This window comes from Oligoflexia bacterium (genome assembly GCA_034439615.1).
Classification (GTDB): domain Bacteria; phylum Bdellovibrionota; class Bdellovibrionia; order JABDDW01; family JABDDW01; genus JAWXAT01.
Genome location: JAWXAT010000047.1, coordinates 100,412 through 115,654, shown reverse-complemented (window position 1 = coordinate 115,654; position 15,243 = coordinate 100,412). Strand labels below are relative to the sequence as shown.

General features: G+C 40.6%; 18 protein-coding genes. 10 read left to right on the top strand and 8 right to left on the bottom strand.

The window, feature by feature from the left end; translation table 11 throughout:
- Window positions 1–189: 189 nt before the first annotated feature.
- Window positions 190–1,026 carry a hypothetical protein gene (locus SGI74_11335; protein ID MDZ4678085.1) on the top strand — a complete coding sequence of 279 codons (837 nt, stop codon included), beginning with the start codon at window positions 190–192 and terminating at the stop codon, window positions 1,024–1,026.
- Here SGI74_11335 and SGI74_11330 read toward each other — a convergent pair.
- The 4 genes from SGI74_11330 to SGI74_11315 all read right to left on the bottom strand — a co-directional run bounded on the left by SGI74_11330 (window position 1,010) and on the right by SGI74_11315 (window position 5,629).
- Complete coding sequence (locus SGI74_11330) at window positions 1,010–1,501, bottom strand: hypothetical protein (GenBank protein MDZ4678084.1); 492 nt, start codon at window positions 1,499–1,501, stop codon at window positions 1,010–1,012. The two genes, SGI74_11335 and SGI74_11330, sit on opposite strands and share 17 nt — an antisense overlap.
- A 138-nt stretch (window positions 1,502–1,639) precedes the next feature.
- On the bottom strand, window positions 1,640–2,134 hold the full coding sequence (locus tag SGI74_11325) for a hypothetical protein (protein ID MDZ4678083.1): 495 nt from the start codon (window positions 2,132–2,134) through the stop codon (window positions 1,640–1,642).
- 137 nt (window positions 2,135–2,271) lie between these two features.
- On the bottom strand, window positions 2,272–2,619 hold the full coding sequence (locus tag SGI74_11320) for a single-stranded DNA-binding protein (GenBank protein MDZ4678082.1): 348 nt from the start codon (window positions 2,617–2,619) through the stop codon (window positions 2,272–2,274).
- A gap of 115 nt (window positions 2,620–2,734) precedes the next feature.
- Complete coding sequence (locus SGI74_11315) at window positions 2,735–5,629, bottom strand: hypothetical protein (GenBank protein MDZ4678081.1); 2,895 nt, start codon at window positions 5,627–5,629, stop codon at window positions 2,735–2,737.
- Window positions 5,630–5,757: 128 nt separating this feature from the next.
- Here SGI74_11315 and SGI74_11310 point away from each other — a divergent pair, with 128 nt between their 5' ends.
- From SGI74_11310 to SGI74_11280, 7 genes are read left to right on the top strand one after another with little or no spacing between them, the layout of a single operon-like run.
- Window positions 5,758–6,270 (top strand): OmpA family protein, encoded by a 513-nt coding sequence (locus SGI74_11310; GenBank protein ID MDZ4678080.1) that lies wholly within the window; start codon window positions 5,758–5,760, stop codon window positions 6,268–6,270.
- 58 nt (window positions 6,271–6,328) lie between these two features.
- Window positions 6,329–6,565 carry a DUF4398 domain-containing protein gene (locus SGI74_11305; GenBank protein MDZ4678079.1) on the top strand — a complete coding sequence of 79 codons (237 nt, stop codon included), beginning with the start codon at window positions 6,329–6,331 and terminating at the stop codon, window positions 6,563–6,565.
- Window positions 6,562–7,236: a hypothetical protein gene (locus SGI74_11300; GenBank protein MDZ4678078.1), complete on the top strand. Its 675-nt coding sequence runs from the start codon at window positions 6,562–6,564 to the stop codon at window positions 7,234–7,236. Before SGI74_11305 ends, SGI74_11300 begins: the two co-directional genes overlap by 4 nt.
- On the top strand, window positions 7,233–8,312 hold the full coding sequence (gene tsaD / locus SGI74_11295) for a tRNA (adenosine(37)-N6)-threonylcarbamoyltransferase complex transferase subunit TsaD (protein ID MDZ4678077.1): 1,080 nt from the start codon (window positions 7,233–7,235) through the stop codon (window positions 8,310–8,312). Before SGI74_11300 ends, tsaD begins: the two co-directional genes overlap by 4 nt.
- Window positions 8,312–9,121 (top strand): 16S rRNA (adenine(1518)-N(6)/adenine(1519)-N(6))-dimethyltransferase RsmA, encoded by an 810-nt coding sequence (gene rsmA, locus SGI74_11290; GenBank protein ID MDZ4678076.1) that lies wholly within the window; start codon window positions 8,312–8,314, stop codon window positions 9,119–9,121. The genes tsaD and rsmA overlap by 1 nt, the downstream gene beginning before the upstream one ends.
- 12 nt (window positions 9,122–9,133) lie before the next feature.
- Complete coding sequence (locus SGI74_11285) at window positions 9,134–10,438, top strand: outer membrane protein transport protein (protein ID MDZ4678075.1); 1,305 nt, start codon at window positions 9,134–9,136, stop codon at window positions 10,436–10,438.
- A 33-nt stretch (window positions 10,439–10,471) separates the two neighbouring features.
- Complete coding sequence (locus SGI74_11280) at window positions 10,472–11,059, top strand: DUF502 domain-containing protein (protein MDZ4678074.1); 588 nt, start codon at window positions 10,472–10,474, stop codon at window positions 11,057–11,059.
- A gap of 7 nt (window positions 11,060–11,066) precedes the next feature.
- Here SGI74_11280 and SGI74_11275 read toward each other — a convergent pair whose 3' ends face one another.
- Window positions 11,067–11,456, bottom strand: a complete 390-nt coding sequence (locus SGI74_11275; protein MDZ4678073.1) for a nuclear transport factor 2 family protein — start codon at window positions 11,454–11,456, stop codon at window positions 11,067–11,069.
- Window positions 11,457–11,622: 166 nt separating this feature from the next.
- Between SGI74_11275 and smpB the strand changes: the two genes are divergently transcribed.
- Window positions 11,623–12,078 carry an SsrA-binding protein SmpB gene (gene smpB, locus SGI74_11270; protein ID MDZ4678072.1) on the top strand — a complete coding sequence of 152 codons (456 nt, stop codon included), beginning with the start codon at window positions 11,623–11,625 and terminating at the stop codon, window positions 12,076–12,078.
- Here smpB and SGI74_11265 read toward each other — a convergent pair.
- On the bottom strand, window positions 12,020–12,586 hold the full coding sequence (locus SGI74_11265; GenBank protein MDZ4678071.1) for a hypothetical protein: 567 nt from the start codon (window positions 12,584–12,586) through the stop codon (window positions 12,020–12,022). The genes smpB and SGI74_11265 overlap by 59 nt on opposite strands.
- Window positions 12,587–12,720: 134 nt before the next feature.
- Between SGI74_11265 and SGI74_11260 the strand changes: the two genes are divergently transcribed.
- On the top strand, window positions 12,721–13,563 hold the full coding sequence (locus tag SGI74_11260; GenBank protein ID MDZ4678070.1) for a hypothetical protein: 843 nt from the start codon (window positions 12,721–12,723) through the stop codon (window positions 13,561–13,563).
- Here SGI74_11260 and SGI74_11255 read toward each other — a convergent pair.
- Together SGI74_11255 and SGI74_11250 are read right to left on the bottom strand one after the other, a co-directional pair.
- Window positions 13,560–14,285, bottom strand: a complete 726-nt coding sequence (locus tag SGI74_11255; protein ID MDZ4678069.1) for a pseudouridine synthase — start codon at window positions 14,283–14,285, stop codon at window positions 13,560–13,562. The two genes, SGI74_11260 and SGI74_11255, sit on opposite strands and share 4 nt — an antisense overlap.
- A gap of 25 nt (window positions 14,286–14,310) precedes the next feature.
- Entirely contained in the window at window positions 14,311–15,237 is a 927-nt protein-coding gene (locus SGI74_11250; GenBank protein MDZ4678068.1) for a hypothetical protein, read from the bottom strand.
- Between the last annotated feature and the right edge of the window lie 6 nt (window positions 15,238–15,243).

Genomic DNA, 15,243 nt, shown 5'->3' with positions numbered 1-15,243 from the left:
GCATTTCAGTGCCTCCCCAGCGCCCTAAAACGTCAGCGGATATGTATACACGATAATCATCTTAAGTTATTGAAAACACGAAACTTACACTAATTCAATGGGCATTTGCTTGAGTTGTGAAATTTGAATACCGCGACCTGCAATATGCTGGATCTAGGGATAGTCTATGGATTGCAATAATCTCTCTATGTGAAGAAGTATCAAGTGCTTGCGAGCATTCTAATTATCATGGGTCTAGGCTTTAACCAAATGGCAAAAGCTGACATGAATTCTTTTGGGGCACTACCTGGTTATACCGACAACGTGGCCGAAGAAGTGCCACTCGACCCCCAAGAAATGTATCTCATGGAAAAACCAATCTCTCTTCGAGGTCCAACTTTGCACCGAAAAATCTTTAACGATACTTTAACTGAAGAGTTTCAGTCTCGATATCGCGATGAATTTGGACGAACTGAACAAGAAGAAAATTATTACCTCATCAATAAACAGGGGTATTATCAAACGCCAACAGGGCTTACGACGACACAAAAAGATCAGCAGCGAAGAGACTTCGCACAGTACATGGTCAAACGTTTAGTTGAATTTCATACTGAAAATATTCTTAAAACTGAACCTCAATTTAGGCATGTCTATGAAGTGAAGCAAGCTATCAGTAATTTTAAAGTAGCTGTTACTGAAACAACTCGTTTAGATATGCAATATAGTTTTGTGGGAAATTTCTTTACAGCAACGGTTACAAATCCTATCTCGCCTGTGATCATCGGAATAAACATGGACCCCGCATCACTTACACCCACATCTCCACGAGAAATTGACGTGCACACTTATCGACCCCTCACTTCATCGCTTATAGGTGAAATCGGTTTTCGAATTTATGATCGGGCTTTGCGATTGTTACTTGGTAAAACTTTAACACCTAGGATGTCTGTGAATGTCTCACAAACTGTGCGCGTAACTGAAAAGAGAGATATCATTGATCAAAATCGAGAATCTTTGAGTCTAGTTGGTTTTAGTTATGTTTTTTAGCAGAAGCGGGTAGACGGGTGACTGTGAGACTTTTTTCTACAGTGCCTTTGTTGGTTTCAAAACGTACATCAATCTCGTTTTTGCCTTCTTTGAGATTAATATAGTCAGTTGTAAAATTCAGTGGCGCTCGGTGAAACACAGTGGCCACATATCCATTTGTTTTATTGCGAATTTGTGTAGTGATCGGTTGACTATCTTCAACAGCACAATTTTCACCTTTGAGCCGAAACCTTGGGCTGAATGTCTCTAGTTCTTTAGTATTATCACCACATGTAAAATCAAATAAAGTTTCATATTCAGGTGTGGTGTCTACACTGGCAATTGTTCGAAGTGTTGAGCCATTTGTAGAAAAAATATCAGCATTTTGTATTTCTGGTGGAGGAGGATCAGTGATTAAAAGTGCGGTAGAGCTTATGCCTAAAGCACTCACGGCCATCAGCAAGATCTTTGTAAATTTTTGTCTGGCTTTACTCATCTTGCGCACTTTCACCTTGAAGTCTTCTTGATAACTTCTTCTCGGCAAAAGGTGGGTCAGACCTTAGGACTCTTGCATAAATAATTAAAATTTTTTGAGAATTTTAGTGTCTAAAAATTAGACAGAATTCTTTCGGTTTTACTTCGCACTTTCGCGAACAAACCGAGAGAGATAGTAACGAACAAGATACTCTGGGTTCACATGTGTGCCACGATAGGCCCAAGTGAGTTCTCCAAAGGGGCCATATTTTGCCTCGAGATATTCATCATTAGCGGGTGTTTGGGCATGACCTGGAATGGGAATAAACTGTGTAGATTGTGCTTGTAATGTCATTGCAATGCGTCCGGCTTCTATTGCTGAAAAGAGAAGTTTGTAGCCGTTTCTAAACAACATAAAGTCAGCAACCGTGTTTGAAATTCCATAGATTTTTACACCACCGATGGTTGAGTTTTTCATGTTGTTAAATGCGGTTGAATATTCAATGAAGGCTTCTTTTATTTGTTTTAGAAATTCATTTGTCTTTGCTTGAAGATCGCGGGTTTCATCAGGAATAGAGGACAAATCGATGATGCCCGTTTCTTCCATCCGTTGTTCAGATTCTACAAGATTTTGAATCCATTCTAAATTTTTCATAAACCCCCACTTTGTTCACGCAACATGACATGTGGTATCATTCTCTCCAAATTATCCGTTGAATGTCAATACTGTCTTTTGAGGGGGTTTTTGAAGACAAATCACCAAGTGCCATCCATGGCACCGGTGAAAAATAATTAATGCGCCGTTTCTGCGGTTTTTTTGCTTAAAAAGTGAACTTCATCGGCAGAGATTCCTGTTTGCCAGCGTTTTTTACCTTCTTCTTCCACCTCATAACTTGAAAGAAAACCCTCAACACAAACTGAAGCGCCTTTTTTAAGATACTCCTGGCAGAGGAGTGCCTTTTTTCCCCAAACAGAAACGCGGTGCCAGTCTGTTCGTCGTTCAGTAACACCTTCTTTTGTTTTCCAATAACGATTTGTTGCAAGAGACAACGCAGTGTAGGGTTTGCCGTCACGGCTTGTGAAATTTCCGGGGTCAGCACCCAGGGTTCCAACTATAATTACTTTATTAAGTCCGTTCATGATTTTCTCCTTTTTTGACTCACAATTGAGCCTTGATTGAACATGCATGTGTTCAATGCAAAGAAGAAATACCCATCAAATATGTTTTAAGGAATTTAGGAGATAAATATCCGGCTTACTGAACAGAACCTAGTCCGATAAAATAACTTACTCCACCAAAGGCTTTTTCGGTGTGACCATAATAAACACCAAAGCGAAAGGTCACAGGAACGCCATAAAAAAGTGTGGTGTCTGCTCGTACTTCAGCGCCGCTGCCCATATAAAACGTTCCTAGTTTTGTGGCCATGAGTCTACCGGGGGTGAAGTTATCATCGTAATATCCGCCATGAAGAGTTGCTGCGTCGGCGAGAAGGGCTCCATGCCATTTATTAATAAATAATGGAAACGTATCAGAGCCTGTGTACTGATATGAAAGTGGAAATCGATATTCAAAAGTTCCAGTATAAATAGTCGAACCGATGAATTCTCCGACGGGGTAACCGCGAACCATATACGGAGAACTAAAAAGAGTTCCTGCGTATTCCCCTCCAGCTTGTTGATGCCCTACGAGAATCGTATTATGCTCAGGGGAAATCCAAGCTGCAGCTTTTAAAAACACGACATGATGCTCGGGCAAAAAACCACCTGCTAAAAATAATGATCCAGTTCCGTGTACATTCGGATAAGCAGTGTTTCCCCAACCGGGCAAATAGTAATCATAACCGATGGAGAATTTTTCACCCGATTCAGGGCTGATCTGATAATCTTTTGCAGCTGAGATATTGTTGTAATACAAATCAATTCCAGGGCCAAATTCTGTAAATAAAAGATTATAATAATTAGTTTGTTTGTATGTAACGCTTGGGCCGATCATCCATTTATTTGAATTGGGTAAGAGAAAATGTCGAGTCGACAAACTTCCTGACATTACATGCTGAGTAGTATTGGCACCTGCAAGGTAAACATGGTCATTTGCAAAACCTGTGTCGATGAAAAAGCCAAGACTTGAATTAGAATAAATAAATTCTTGTCGGCCTTGACCGGGGCGGGTGTCATAGCCCGCACCAATTGAGTATTGATGATGATTTAATGGGTCAGAACCTGATGTTGAAATGTCAAAAATCGCCCCGCCAGGTACGAAGTACACAAAGGGAATCCAATACTGCGGAAATAAATAACTTAAGCCATTGTATTTATCATCGTCGATAATTTTTGCAGGTGCAGCGTGGTTTTCATCGGCATCTGGATATTTCTGAAGCGGGCCAATAGCTGCTGGATTTGAATTTCCGATTAGACTTCCAGCTTCAAGTTTAAAGCCCTCAGCAGTGAGGCGTGAGTAGATCACTTGTTGATTTTCTACGTCTATAGTTGGCGCGGTAATATAAGTTGTAACATTGGTGATTGCTTTCCATTTACTTTCATCACCGCGGTATATGTTCATGACGCCAGTGTCACTTCCCGCAAAATAAAATCCTTTAGGCACTTGTGGGTCAGCAATGGGTGTCACATGCATTTGACCGGTTTTTTCAACGCTTGTGAGTTTGCGAATTTTTTTTGTGGTCAATGAAACAGCCTCGATCCACTCACGGCCCTTGTCGTCTCGATGAGAATAAATAACTCCGTCTTGATAGGGTCTGGGTGATGAAACGCGGTGACCAAAAGGGGGTGAATAAAGATCTTGTGGGTTCTCGCCGTCTTTTTGCGCATGCATGAGTTTTGTGTTGGTTGAACTCACTGAGACGTAAACAAGTGTTCCATCGTTAAGCACAGTAGCTTCGCGAGCACGCTTACCGTAGGTGAGGCGTTTTTCGTCTTCAGTTTGATAATTGATTTCGTAGAGGTCACTGTACTGATTAAAGTGCTCCCAAGTATCACTGTGATCATAAATTAAGTGTACTGAATCACTGCGCCAGCTGAGCTGATGAATATTTTTATTATTCGTAAGGGGCTTAGGAATGTCTTGTTTAAGTGTAAAGGGTTCTTTGGTTGAGCCTCGAGTCCAGATGCGAATACTCGGGTCATCATTGACCTGGGAAACGATGGCGGCCATTTTTAATTTATCAGGAGAAATCTGAGCTCCAAAATTAAAGTAACCATCTTGTGGAAGTAGTTGTCCGTTTTGGGCTTTACCATTTTGAAGTGTTTGCAGTTGTGTTTGTGCTTTGGCTTCTAAAGAGTCATATGTTTTTGAGAGAAGACTTGAGTAGTCCATTCCAAAATATTCTTCTACTGGGGCATTGAGAAACCACGGAAAGCGTCGACCATAACGATGATTTAGAACACTGTAGATACTATCTTTTGAGCCCGAGTTGTTAGCGAGTTCACCTAACTCATGCATGAGAAAGTAACCGTAAGAATAAGGTCTTTGCCCTCGCGGCCAAGCTGGAATGCTTGTTGAATTGATGCGAGAAATATTTTCTCGACCCCAGGTTTTTTCTTCTACTTGAGAGCGCACAAAGGCTGTGTAGTAATGACTTCGCCCTCTGCCAACAGGTGTGAAACGGCTTTCCATTTCAACAGCTAGGCCTTCAGTGTACCAGCGGGGTAAAAACATTCCGGGTTTGATGATGCTGCCGTAAATAAAACGTAAAACTCCCATTACACCTGATGTTGGTTCAAAATTTAGAATATGAGTGTATTCATGAGTTACGACTTCACGATTCCAACTGAAATATTCTCCAGTTGGGTCTGTTACTGACGGCATTACTGGATAAATAATGATGGTGGGCCTTGGAATACCAGTGGCTGAACCATTAGAATCATCAGTGACATCGGCTACCACTAATGGAACTTTACTTGGCATTGGGGTTTTTAAAATCGGTTGTAGAAGAGTTTCGGCTCTTTCTGCTTCAGCTGCGAAGTCTTCAGCTACTTTTTTATTATTCTCATCGTAAATGATCTCAAAATGCTCGGTCTCAAGTATACGCCATCGTCGATGGGGGTCAATGGGTAACGAAGACTGAGCACCCGCCGCGAGAGAAATGAAAAATATTGATGCGCAGAGTAAATGTTTGGTTTTTATATTGAGCATAGGGGTAACAAAAGCATAATCAGTGACATTGAACAATCACAAATAATTGACTTCGCAGCTGTCAGAGGTAGGATTAGTAATCAATTGAACTTATTTAAGTACGAGCCTTCACTAAGGAGATTTAAAATATGACCAAAAGAATACTGATACTATGTGTAGCATCTATGATGGTGTTTGGCTGTAAAGGTAAAGAGAAATTGCCTGAAGAAGTAGTACCAGACCCAAATGCAGCTGGTGCTCAAGATACAAATATTCAAAGTAAAGACATGACCTTTGATGCCTCAGGAAGTGACAGCGGCAACATCTCTGGTCTTTACACAATAACTTTTGATTACGATAAATCGAGTCTTTCAGAAGAAGGCCGAAGCCTTGCACAAAAAAATGCTGAATGGATGAAATCTCACGAAAACACAACCGTTCAGATCGAAGGTCACTGTGATCGTCATGGATCCATCGAGTACAATCTAGCATTAGGTGAACGTCGTGCAAAAACCGTGAAGTCATATATGCAAAATCTCGGTATTCCTGATTCAAGATTAGCTACAATTAGCTACGGAAAAGAAAAGCCTTTAGACCACGGTGAAAACGATGGTGCAGATCGCAAAAACCGAAGGGCAAACTTTGTCGTTTCGGGCAAATAAGCTCCTCCCATTTATTTTGCTATTCATGCTTGTGGGATGTGCTCATAAAAGACCCAGCATGGAATATGTTCTCGCGCGTGAAGCATTTATGGCTGCGCGAGAAGGAGAATCTGCTCGTTACGCCCCCGGTTATTATCATAAGGCTGAAGAATCATACCGTCGTGGTGTTCAGGCCTATCAAGATCAGTCATATAATGAAGCTGTAGATGAGTTTATCCAGGCACGCCTTTATGCTGAAAAGGCTGAAAATGCTGCCCATATTCAGCGTCAAAAATCAGGAGACGAAGCTCTGTGAAAAAAATCGCACTATTTGTACTAATAGGTATTGGGCTTACAGGTTGCGACATGATGATGACCCGTAAAGATGTCAAAAAACAAGAAGAAGAAAAGCAGCTTAAAGACTCAGTAGCAAATATTCAAAGATCTAAAGCTGATCATGAAATGCGATACAGTGATTTGCAAAATGATCTTCGTGTTGTAGCAGGGCGAGTAGATACTTTAGATCACAATCAACAAACATCTCAGCAATCACATAAACATGAAATCGATAATCTTAAAAAAACAATTGATGCTCAAAATGAAAAAATGAAATTACTAGAACAGCATTTAGATGCCACAGAACAACGGTTAATTGCCGCAATTAATGCGGGGGCGGCCTCAGGCTCTGTGCCAAGTTCTCAACCAGTTGTAAAAGATGTTAAAAAATCTGAAATCGATATTTTTTCAGAAGCCGATGCGCTTTTAGCTGCGAAAGAATTCAAAAGATCTATTGTGAAATATCAAGCGTATCGTGAGAAATTTCCAAAAGGCCCCAAAGCATCTGAGGCAACCTATAAAATTGGTGTTTGCTTTTCAGAAATGGGTCTTAAAAAAGATGCTAAAGAATTTTATAAAGAGACCATAGATATGTATCCAGGAACCCCATCAGCCAAAAAAGCAAAATACAGGCTTCTGCAGTTGAAATGACAAAGCTTGATAAACAATTTAAACTCATTCTGGCCATCGAAACCAGTTGTGATGACACGTCTGTGGCATTGGTAAATGCCGATGAGTTTGTTGTTAGTATGAAAAGTCAAAATCAAGATGATGTGCATGCACCCTATGGTGGTGTTATTCCTGAGCTTGCCTGTCGTAATCACACATTAAGAATTTTGCCACTGCTTGATCAGGTGTTAACAGAAACAAAAACTAGTTGGTCTGATATCGACGGTATCGCTGTCACTTCAAAGCCTGGGCTTATTGGTTCACTGCTTATTGGCGTAACAACGGCAAAAAGTCTCGCTTATCTTCATGATCTTCCATTAATTGGAGTGAACCATTTAGAGGGGCATCTACATGCGCCGTTATTAAAAAATGAAGACTATGCTCCTTCTGAAAATTTTGATTATCCATTTGTGGGTCTTTGTGTGAGTGGTGGGCATACGAGTTTACATCATGTGAAAAATCTTGGTAAATACACCTTACTTGGCAGAACACTTGACGATGCTGCGGGTGAAGCCTTTGATAAATTTGGAAAAATATTGGGCTTGGGGTATCCGGCAGGGCATAGAGTGGATCATTTGGCAAAAGAGGGTAATAACAAAGCTTTTGAATTTCCTCGGCCTTTGATGAAAAACAAAGAATTGAGTTTTAGTTTTTCGGGTTTAAAAACTGCAGGTGCAGTAATGATTGAAAAAATAGTAAAAGAACAAAATGTACTCAATGCCGATGGGTTATCAAAATCAATAAAGGCAGATCTCTGTGCCAGTTACCAAGAGGCGATTGTTGAAGTTTTATTATCAAAACTAAAGAGAGCTGTTGAAAAAACAAAGTCCAAACGTGCAGTGGTCACTGGCGGCGTGAGTGCTAATTCGCGATTAAGAAACCAAGCTTTTGAATGGGCAAAACAGGCGGGTGTTGATTTATTAATTCCACCTTTAAAATATTGCACAGATAATGCAGCGATGATCGGTATTGTAGGGCTTAGGCGTTTGCAAAATGGAGAGCGCAGTGATTTGAGTTTAAGCCCTGAGGCATTTATGAAAGTTTCGGAGTTGGTCTGATGCATACAAAACAAGAACTTGATAAAAGACTTGCTCAGGCTGGAATACAGCCACTAAAAAAACTTGGTCAAAATTTTTTACTAAATCCTAAAATTTGCACAGCACTTATTGATGAAGTGAAAAGTTGTAATCCGCAATCTGTGCTTGAACTTGGCCCAGGCATGGGGGCTTTAACTGATGAACTTTTACCGGGCCCATGGAAAACAACGTTGGTTGAACTCGACGCAGGAATGGTTAAGTATTGGCATGCAAAATTTCCTGAATTAGAAATTATCCACAAAGATGCTCTCAAAATTGACTGGCAAACTCTTGAGCTTTTAAAACCTTCTGTGATTGTGAGTAATCTTCCCTATTCTGTTGCGGCTTCATTGGTTGTTGAATTAAGCAGCCTTAATGAAATGGTTTTTCAAGATATGATTCTCATGTTTCAAAAAGAAGTAGCTGAGCGTATTGCAGCAGATTTTCACGCTGATGATTATGGAATGCTCTCGGTAATGGCACAAACTGCTTGGAACATAACAAAAGTTATTGATGCGGGGCCTCAAGATTTTTTTCCTGTGCCCAATGTGGGTAGTCGCGTTTTAAGATTTACTTGGAAACAACCTAGTTTTGATCGTGAGAAATTTCTAAAATTTATTAAAGCGTGTTTTGCGCAAAGGCGTAAAAAACTCAGTACGAATTTGTCTTCTTGGTATCCAAAAGAAAAAATTAAGGCTGTTTATGATTCGATGGGGCTGAGTACTGACACGCGTGCACAAGAATTAGATATTGCGCGATTTACCGATTTGTTTAAGGCTTTAAGCGAGTAAGAAGGGGTTTTGATGAATCAATTTGCAGCATTGTTAATTTTTTTAAGTTTTACTTCTCAAGCCAATGCCAGTCTTTGGAATCAATACGGTTATGGTGCTCGAAACATAGCACTTGGAAATTCTACTGCATCCCTACCAACGGATGCATTCTCTCAAGCGTATAATCCGGCGTTGATGGCATTCCAAACCAAGCCACTTTTTTCAATGGGTCTTCAAGGTGCCGTACATCGTTTTGAACCGATTAAACAAGTTCTCGTTGATCGAACAGATCTTGGTGGCGCTTCAAATCAAGTGAGTGACGTAAGTACAAACGTACCCGATGTGTTTTCACTCACTTTGGGTTTGCAATCTCCGTTATCTAAGTCTGAGCGTCCATTTCATCTGGGTGCCACATTATCTGCACCTGTACAAAATCTTATGCTCGTTGATACTCAAGATGCTTATTTACCTCAATACGTGATGTATTTGTCTGACAGCCAAAGATTAACCTCTGGATTTTCACTGGCCACAAAATTTTCAGATCGGTTTGCCCTTGGTGTGGGTGTGAACGCCTATTTGGTTCAGGGGACATCAGCGCGAACACGACTCATAGCAGGTGGAAATTCTTCAGCACGTATTAAAATGGAAATCACGCCTGGTTTAGCTCCAACAGCTGGTATGATTTTTATTCCCGGTGAAAATCCAAAAGAGAATCCATGGAAGTTTGGTTTAAGTTATCTAGCTAAGCAAGAATCCCGTAGCAAAGTTGATTTCACAAACACTATTAGTTTGCTAGCTCCAGCAGATTTAATTATGACGGGAAAAAACACTCTTTATTATGACCCTGAAACATTTATTTTAGCTGTGAGTCGTAAAGATGAGAGCGATAGTATTTCTTTCTCTGCAAATTGGGAAAAGTGGGGAGGCTATGAAGGTACGGCTATGGTTCTACAATTCACAACCTTCACTGGAAGCTTTCGTCAGGTGTTACCACCTATGAAGTATAATGACATTATCACTTTACATTCTGGTTATGAGCACCGATTTGAAAATTTTGATTTAAGATTGGGATATGCTTTTTTGCCAACGCCGGTACCAGATCAAAGTGGCGAGAACAATGCTCTTGATACTGATAAACACCAGGGCTTCTTGGGTGCTGGAAAATCATTTGACGTTGGTTTTTTAGATAACCCCTTACAATTAGATTTGTGTGGCTTTGCCCATTACTTAGTACCTAAAGATGTGCGAAAAACGGTGAGTACTTTTATTGGAGCGCCCGGATATAAAATCGGTGGCATGATTTACGGTTATGCGCTCACTGCAACCGCTGAGTTTTAAAAAAAATTATTTTTGAAGTGAGATAAAATTTCTATGATCAATAGCATTAAAAATATTTTTAAAACCTATTTTTTCACAGGCCTTTTGGTCTTAGGCCCGTTACTCATCAGTGTCATAATTGTAAAAGCTGTTATTGAGGGTACAGATGATGCCCTTCAAACTGCACGTTGGCTGCCAGGGCATATCCCTGGTTTAGGTGTCATCATCGCAGTACTTGTTATTTTACTCGCAGGATTTATCGGTAAAAATGTTATTGGAAAATACATCATTCAAGGCACTGGTGATCTAATCGGCCGATTGCCTGTAATAGGTGGACTTTACTCAAGTACTAAACAGGTTTTTGAAACTTTACTAGGTGATCAAAATAAAAATTTTGGTCGAGTCGTTTTAATTAATTATCCGAGCCCAACTGTTTGGTCATTAGGTTTTGTCACCTCAGAGAATGTGCCTGAGCCAGTTCAAAAATTAATGCCTGAGAAACTCATTAGTGTTTATATCCCCACAACACCAAATCCTACTTCTGGTTTTTACGTTTATGTTCCTGCTTCAAAAGCAATTGCTACAGATTATTCAGTTGATGAGGCGTTTAAGACGATCGTTTCTTTAGGTTTGGCGAAGTAATTCTGTCTTAACTCCAAGTTGTGTCAAACTGATACAAATCACGAGGATATTCGTACCAAGCTACAGGCTTTGCGTTTTCAAAGCGCCAAACATGAGCAGATCGTAATTGTACTGTTTCGTTTTTACGGGTCACATGTTGGCTCACTAATACTACCACGTGTTGATCACCTGCCAAAATGTCATGTACTTCAGTTTTAAGAGTTCCGCCTGAAAGTTCCTTCAATGGCTCGATAAAACCTGAAACAAAATTAACTTTTGTGAATTTACCGGCTAATTTACTTTTGCCCGGTACTTGAAAAGTCATTTTTTCGGCACATGCATTAAGTACTGCTTGCATATCGCCTTTTGAATAATCGGCATAGAGTTTTTCTAAAAGTGCTGCATTAGGGTGTTTCATTTTATCTCCCGTGTTCTTGATTGTGCAAATGCTGTAGCATTTTGACATGAAGAATTCAATTCGCCATGTGATTATTGTGAGTAATGGAGCCCCAGCGGGCTGAAATATCTGACAGCCCGACTGAACACGTGGCATTTCCCTGGTATTTCTGGCATAACCTAGGCCTATGAGCATTAAGATCGTAGCCAACAACAAAAAAGCCTTTCATGACTACCATGTCATTGAAAAATACGAGGCTGGAATGGCGCTTACGGGGAGTGAAGTTAAGAGTCTTCGTAATTCACAGGTGCAACTTAAAGACTCATACGTGGTGTTTAAAAAAACAGAACTATGGCTTACGAAATGTCATATCAGTAAATACACAGCTTCAAGCTACAACAATCATGAAATTGAACGAGATCGAAAACTTCTCTTGAATCGTAATGAGATTGATAAAATTATCGCTCAGATGAAAGAGCGTGGTTACACCATGGTGCCTTTAAAAGTGTACTTCAAAGAGGGTAAAGCTAAAGTTGAAATTGCATTAGTAAAAGGTAAAAAAGACCACGATAAGCGTGCTGATATTAAGACGCGTGACGTGAAGAGGCAGTTGGATCAGGTGCGGCGGAGTCCTGGCCGTTAAGTTGGGCTTCTTTTTCACGAACCAAACATTCCCAAGTATGTACGGCGTCTCTATTATGCTCATCAGGTTTTAATTTTTCTAATCGCAGTAAGTCTGATTTTAATTGGGTGCGCATTGATTCTACTAAGTAATTATAAGTCTCAGCAAATTCTTGAAACTCATCATTTTTTCGAATGCTTACTTTAGCGCTAAAGAAATTCCCACGACAGATCTCGCGCATTTTTTCTTGAATGAGATAAATCGGAACCACAATGCGATGAGAAAATCTAACGCCAATGCCGCCCATAACTAAAATAAATCCAATGAGGGCTGTCACTAAGATTTCGTTTGCGAGTTTTAACTCACGGCCTAAGTTATCCACAAGTTGAGGGGCGGTGAGAAGTTCGGCCTTCATAAATAAGTCGTAATTATGATTCAATAAATAAAGAGTAAGCCCACCAATGATAATAGCCAGTGCTGCGCCGAATGATGCGAGAAAAACCGCATAACGGTATTGAAAGCGGCGCACGATAACCATCTGGGTACGCCAGCGCTTGAGCTTTCTTGAGTGAGAATGCCTTGGAAAATTGCGTATCATATACTTCTATTTTGCCTGTGATCTAATTTTCTTGCACCTTGTTGTGTGTGGGTTAGACTTAAAGTATGAAAATCTGGACGGGAAAATTTTTCCTCATCTTGGCCTTTGTCGTAGCGACCTGCTTATTGAGCTTGGGTTGTTCAACCTCTGGTCCTGAAAAAGCGGCAACTTCTGAAGAAATCGAAAATGAAGTCAGTATTAAAAGTGACAAAGAAAATCTAGATGAATTGCGTAAAGATATTCCCGAAGAAGTAAAAAAATCAAATGATCGTATCGCAGCGACTCTTAAGCGGTGGAAGCAACAAAAGATGGCGCCAGAAGATTTACGCTCGCGCTTTAGCGACGAGATTAGAAAAGCTCGTGAAGCCATGGATAAAAAACATCAGCGACAACGTGCAGACTTTCAAAAGCAAAAAGCTAAGAAGAGAAAAGAATTTCAAGAAAAACAAAAAGAAGCGCGCGATGATTTCTTCAGCCATAAACCTAAGGGTGAGCGTCGTAGTGATTTTATAAGTGATCAAAGCACTGAGCGTGAAAGATTTAACAGTGATTTGCGCGATGAACGCCAAGATTTTGAAGAAAGTATTAAAGATGAGCGTAAGATTTTTGAGGGCGATATCGCTAGTCGCTGGGTTGAGTTTCGCCAAGAGTATCCCGAGTACAGTAAACTCTATCGTGAAATGAAAGAGGCTGAAGCAAAACAAAAAGAAGAAGCAAAGCTAAATCCCACACCCTATGCAGGATGGCCTTACAAAGCGGATGACGAGAAACCAACGGGTGTAGGCACCGGTGCTAATCCAAAAGCAACGCCTCCAGAAGCTGTCGATGTGAATAAAGGTGGAAACGGTTGGCCAACAACTGACCCATCAGAATTTGATCAGTTACAAAAAAGTGGCACAGGGCCTTAATCTTTAAGAGCTAGTTCCGCCTGTTCTTTGGTGAGCATGCGAAATTGTCCACGATCAAGACTTCCAAGGGTTAATCTTCCAATTGCAACACGTTGAAGTTTTAATACGTCAAAGCCAATTTTTTCAAACATGCGTCGTACTTGTCTGTTTTTTCCTTCAACAAGAACTACTTTGTACCAGTCATACTGATCACCAGATCTGATGCGTTCAATATGTGAGGCTTTGGCTTTACCTTCTGCAAGTGTGACGCCCATTTTTAGTCGTTCAATGTGTTTTTCTTGGGGCTTTCCTTTGACCTTCACTTTGTAAACTTTGCGAATTTTCTTTTTTGGATGTGAAACGGCTTGTGCATATTCACCATCGTTAGTGACGATGAGAAGACCTTCGCTATCAAAATCAAGTCGACCTACTGGAAACACGCGATCTTTAACACCGATCAAAAGATCTTTAATTGTGGGGCGACCTTCGGGGTCATTCAATGTTGTGACCACACCGGCTGGTTTATAGAGCGCGATGTATGTTGGATGTGTGGGTGTTCGTAAAAGTTTACCATTAACTTTAACAGCGTCTTTTCCGGGAATTACTTTAAAGCCCATTTCACGGATGATTTTCCCGTTAACAGTTACTTCGCCTTGGGAAATCATTTCTTCTGCTTTTCGGCGACTGGCGATTCCGCATTCTGAAATATATTTTTGAAGTCTAACGAGATTCTGACTGCTCATGAAAATACTATCCTTTAACTACTAACTACAGGCTCACTTGCCCAGCGTGACCAGACATGAGTTTTGCCAATTCTTTAAGTCGCATGTAGAGCGCTTTATCGTCAGGGAATATCTGATCAAAGGCGATCTGTCCACCTTCAAACGCTTGGCGGACAAAGGTTTCAGTGCCTTGAGTGTGGGTGCGTACAGCGTGAATGGCACGATCAAGGGTGGTGATGAGTTCCATGTAATACGGATCACTTGGCCGGTGGACGTAAAATCTTTCTAATCTTTTAAGAGGGTAAAAAATCCTTGGTTCTTGGCTGATTGCCGTAATCTTAATCACTTGGCTTTGTCTGAAGGCGAAGCCCGAAATAAATTGTGCCTCCACACCACTTGGGTGAACTAAAAAGCGAACTTGGCTATGAGGTGCGGGCTTGAGCTTTTGAATATGTTGCGGGAGTAATTCAAGCCCAGCATCGTAGTGTAATTCTTGATCAGGGCCTAAGGGTAAAATTGAGCTTCCTTGAATGCGTACTAAATTATTATAAGTTCTAACTGCAACATTGCTTTGCGCATTTTTTCTAATTGCTACGATGCGATTATCACCCTCAGGTATGAGCCGTAAGTTTTCACCTTCTTTTAAAAAACTTTGCTCATAATTTCTGACAGTGATGTAGAGATTTTCAATTTGCGTGACCATGAGTAATTGTAGACGCGGTAAATTCCAGAGTTGATCGAGCATGAAAGAGGCACCGACTTGAGAGAAAAATCTTTGAAGGAGATCATGTATGTCTGTGTAAAGTTCTGTCTTTTTTTCTTGCCAGTGGGGAAGTTGAAGGCAGTCGGCAAAAAACTGATTAAGTAGATCTGGTGTTACTGGATCTTGTGGTTGACTGAAATTTTTGAGGTAATGATATAGCCCGACGCGTCCAGCTTCTTCGTCTTTAAGTGAGCCCAATATGAAAGACACTAAATC

What these genes read in the sequence shown, in the direction of transcription:
- SGI74_11255 (MDZ4678069.1), bottom strand. Translation starts at nt 14,285, where the DNA reads ATGAGCAGTCAGAATCTCGTTAGACTTCAAAAATATATTTCAGAATGC.
- SGI74_11285 (MDZ4678075.1), top strand. Translation starts at nt 9,134, where the DNA reads ATGAATCAATTTGCAGCATTGTTAATTTTTTTAAGTTTTACTTCTCAA.
- smpB (MDZ4678072.1), top strand. Translation starts at nt 11,623, where the DNA reads ATGAGCATTAAGATCGTAGCCAACAACAAAAAAGCCTTTCATGACTAC.
- SGI74_11305 (MDZ4678079.1), top strand. Translation starts at nt 6,329, where the DNA reads ATGGAATATGTTCTCGCGCGTGAAGCATTTATGGCTGCGCGAGAAGGA.
- SGI74_11280 (MDZ4678074.1), top strand. Translation starts at nt 10,472, where the DNA reads ATGATCAATAGCATTAAAAATATTTTTAAAACCTATTTTTTCACAGGC.
- SGI74_11320 (MDZ4678082.1), bottom strand. Translation starts at nt 2,619, where the DNA reads ATGAACGGACTTAATAAAGTAATTATAGTTGGAACCCTGGGTGCTGAC.
- tsaD (MDZ4678077.1), top strand. Translation starts at nt 7,233, where the DNA reads ATGACAAAGCTTGATAAACAATTTAAACTCATTCTGGCCATCGAAACC.
- SGI74_11310 (MDZ4678080.1), top strand. Translation starts at nt 5,758, where the DNA reads ATGACCAAAAGAATACTGATACTATGTGTAGCATCTATGATGGTGTTT.
- SGI74_11275 (MDZ4678073.1), bottom strand. Translation starts at nt 11,456, where the DNA reads ATGAAACACCCTAATGCAGCACTTTTAGAAAAACTCTATGCCGATTAT.
- SGI74_11325 (MDZ4678083.1), bottom strand. Translation starts at nt 2,134, where the DNA reads ATGAAAAATTTAGAATGGATTCAAAATCTTGTAGAATCTGAACAACGG.
- SGI74_11315 (MDZ4678081.1), bottom strand. Translation starts at nt 5,629, where the DNA reads ATGCTCAATATAAAAACCAAACATTTACTCTGCGCATCAATATTTTTC.
- rsmA (MDZ4678076.1), top strand. Translation starts at nt 8,312, where the DNA reads ATGCATACAAAACAAGAACTTGATAAAAGACTTGCTCAGGCTGGAATA.
- SGI74_11330 (MDZ4678084.1), bottom strand. Translation starts at nt 1,501, where the DNA reads ATGAGTAAAGCCAGACAAAAATTTACAAAGATCTTGCTGATGGCCGTG.
- SGI74_11260 (MDZ4678070.1), top strand. Translation starts at nt 12,721, where the DNA reads ATGAAAATCTGGACGGGAAAATTTTTCCTCATCTTGGCCTTTGTCGTA.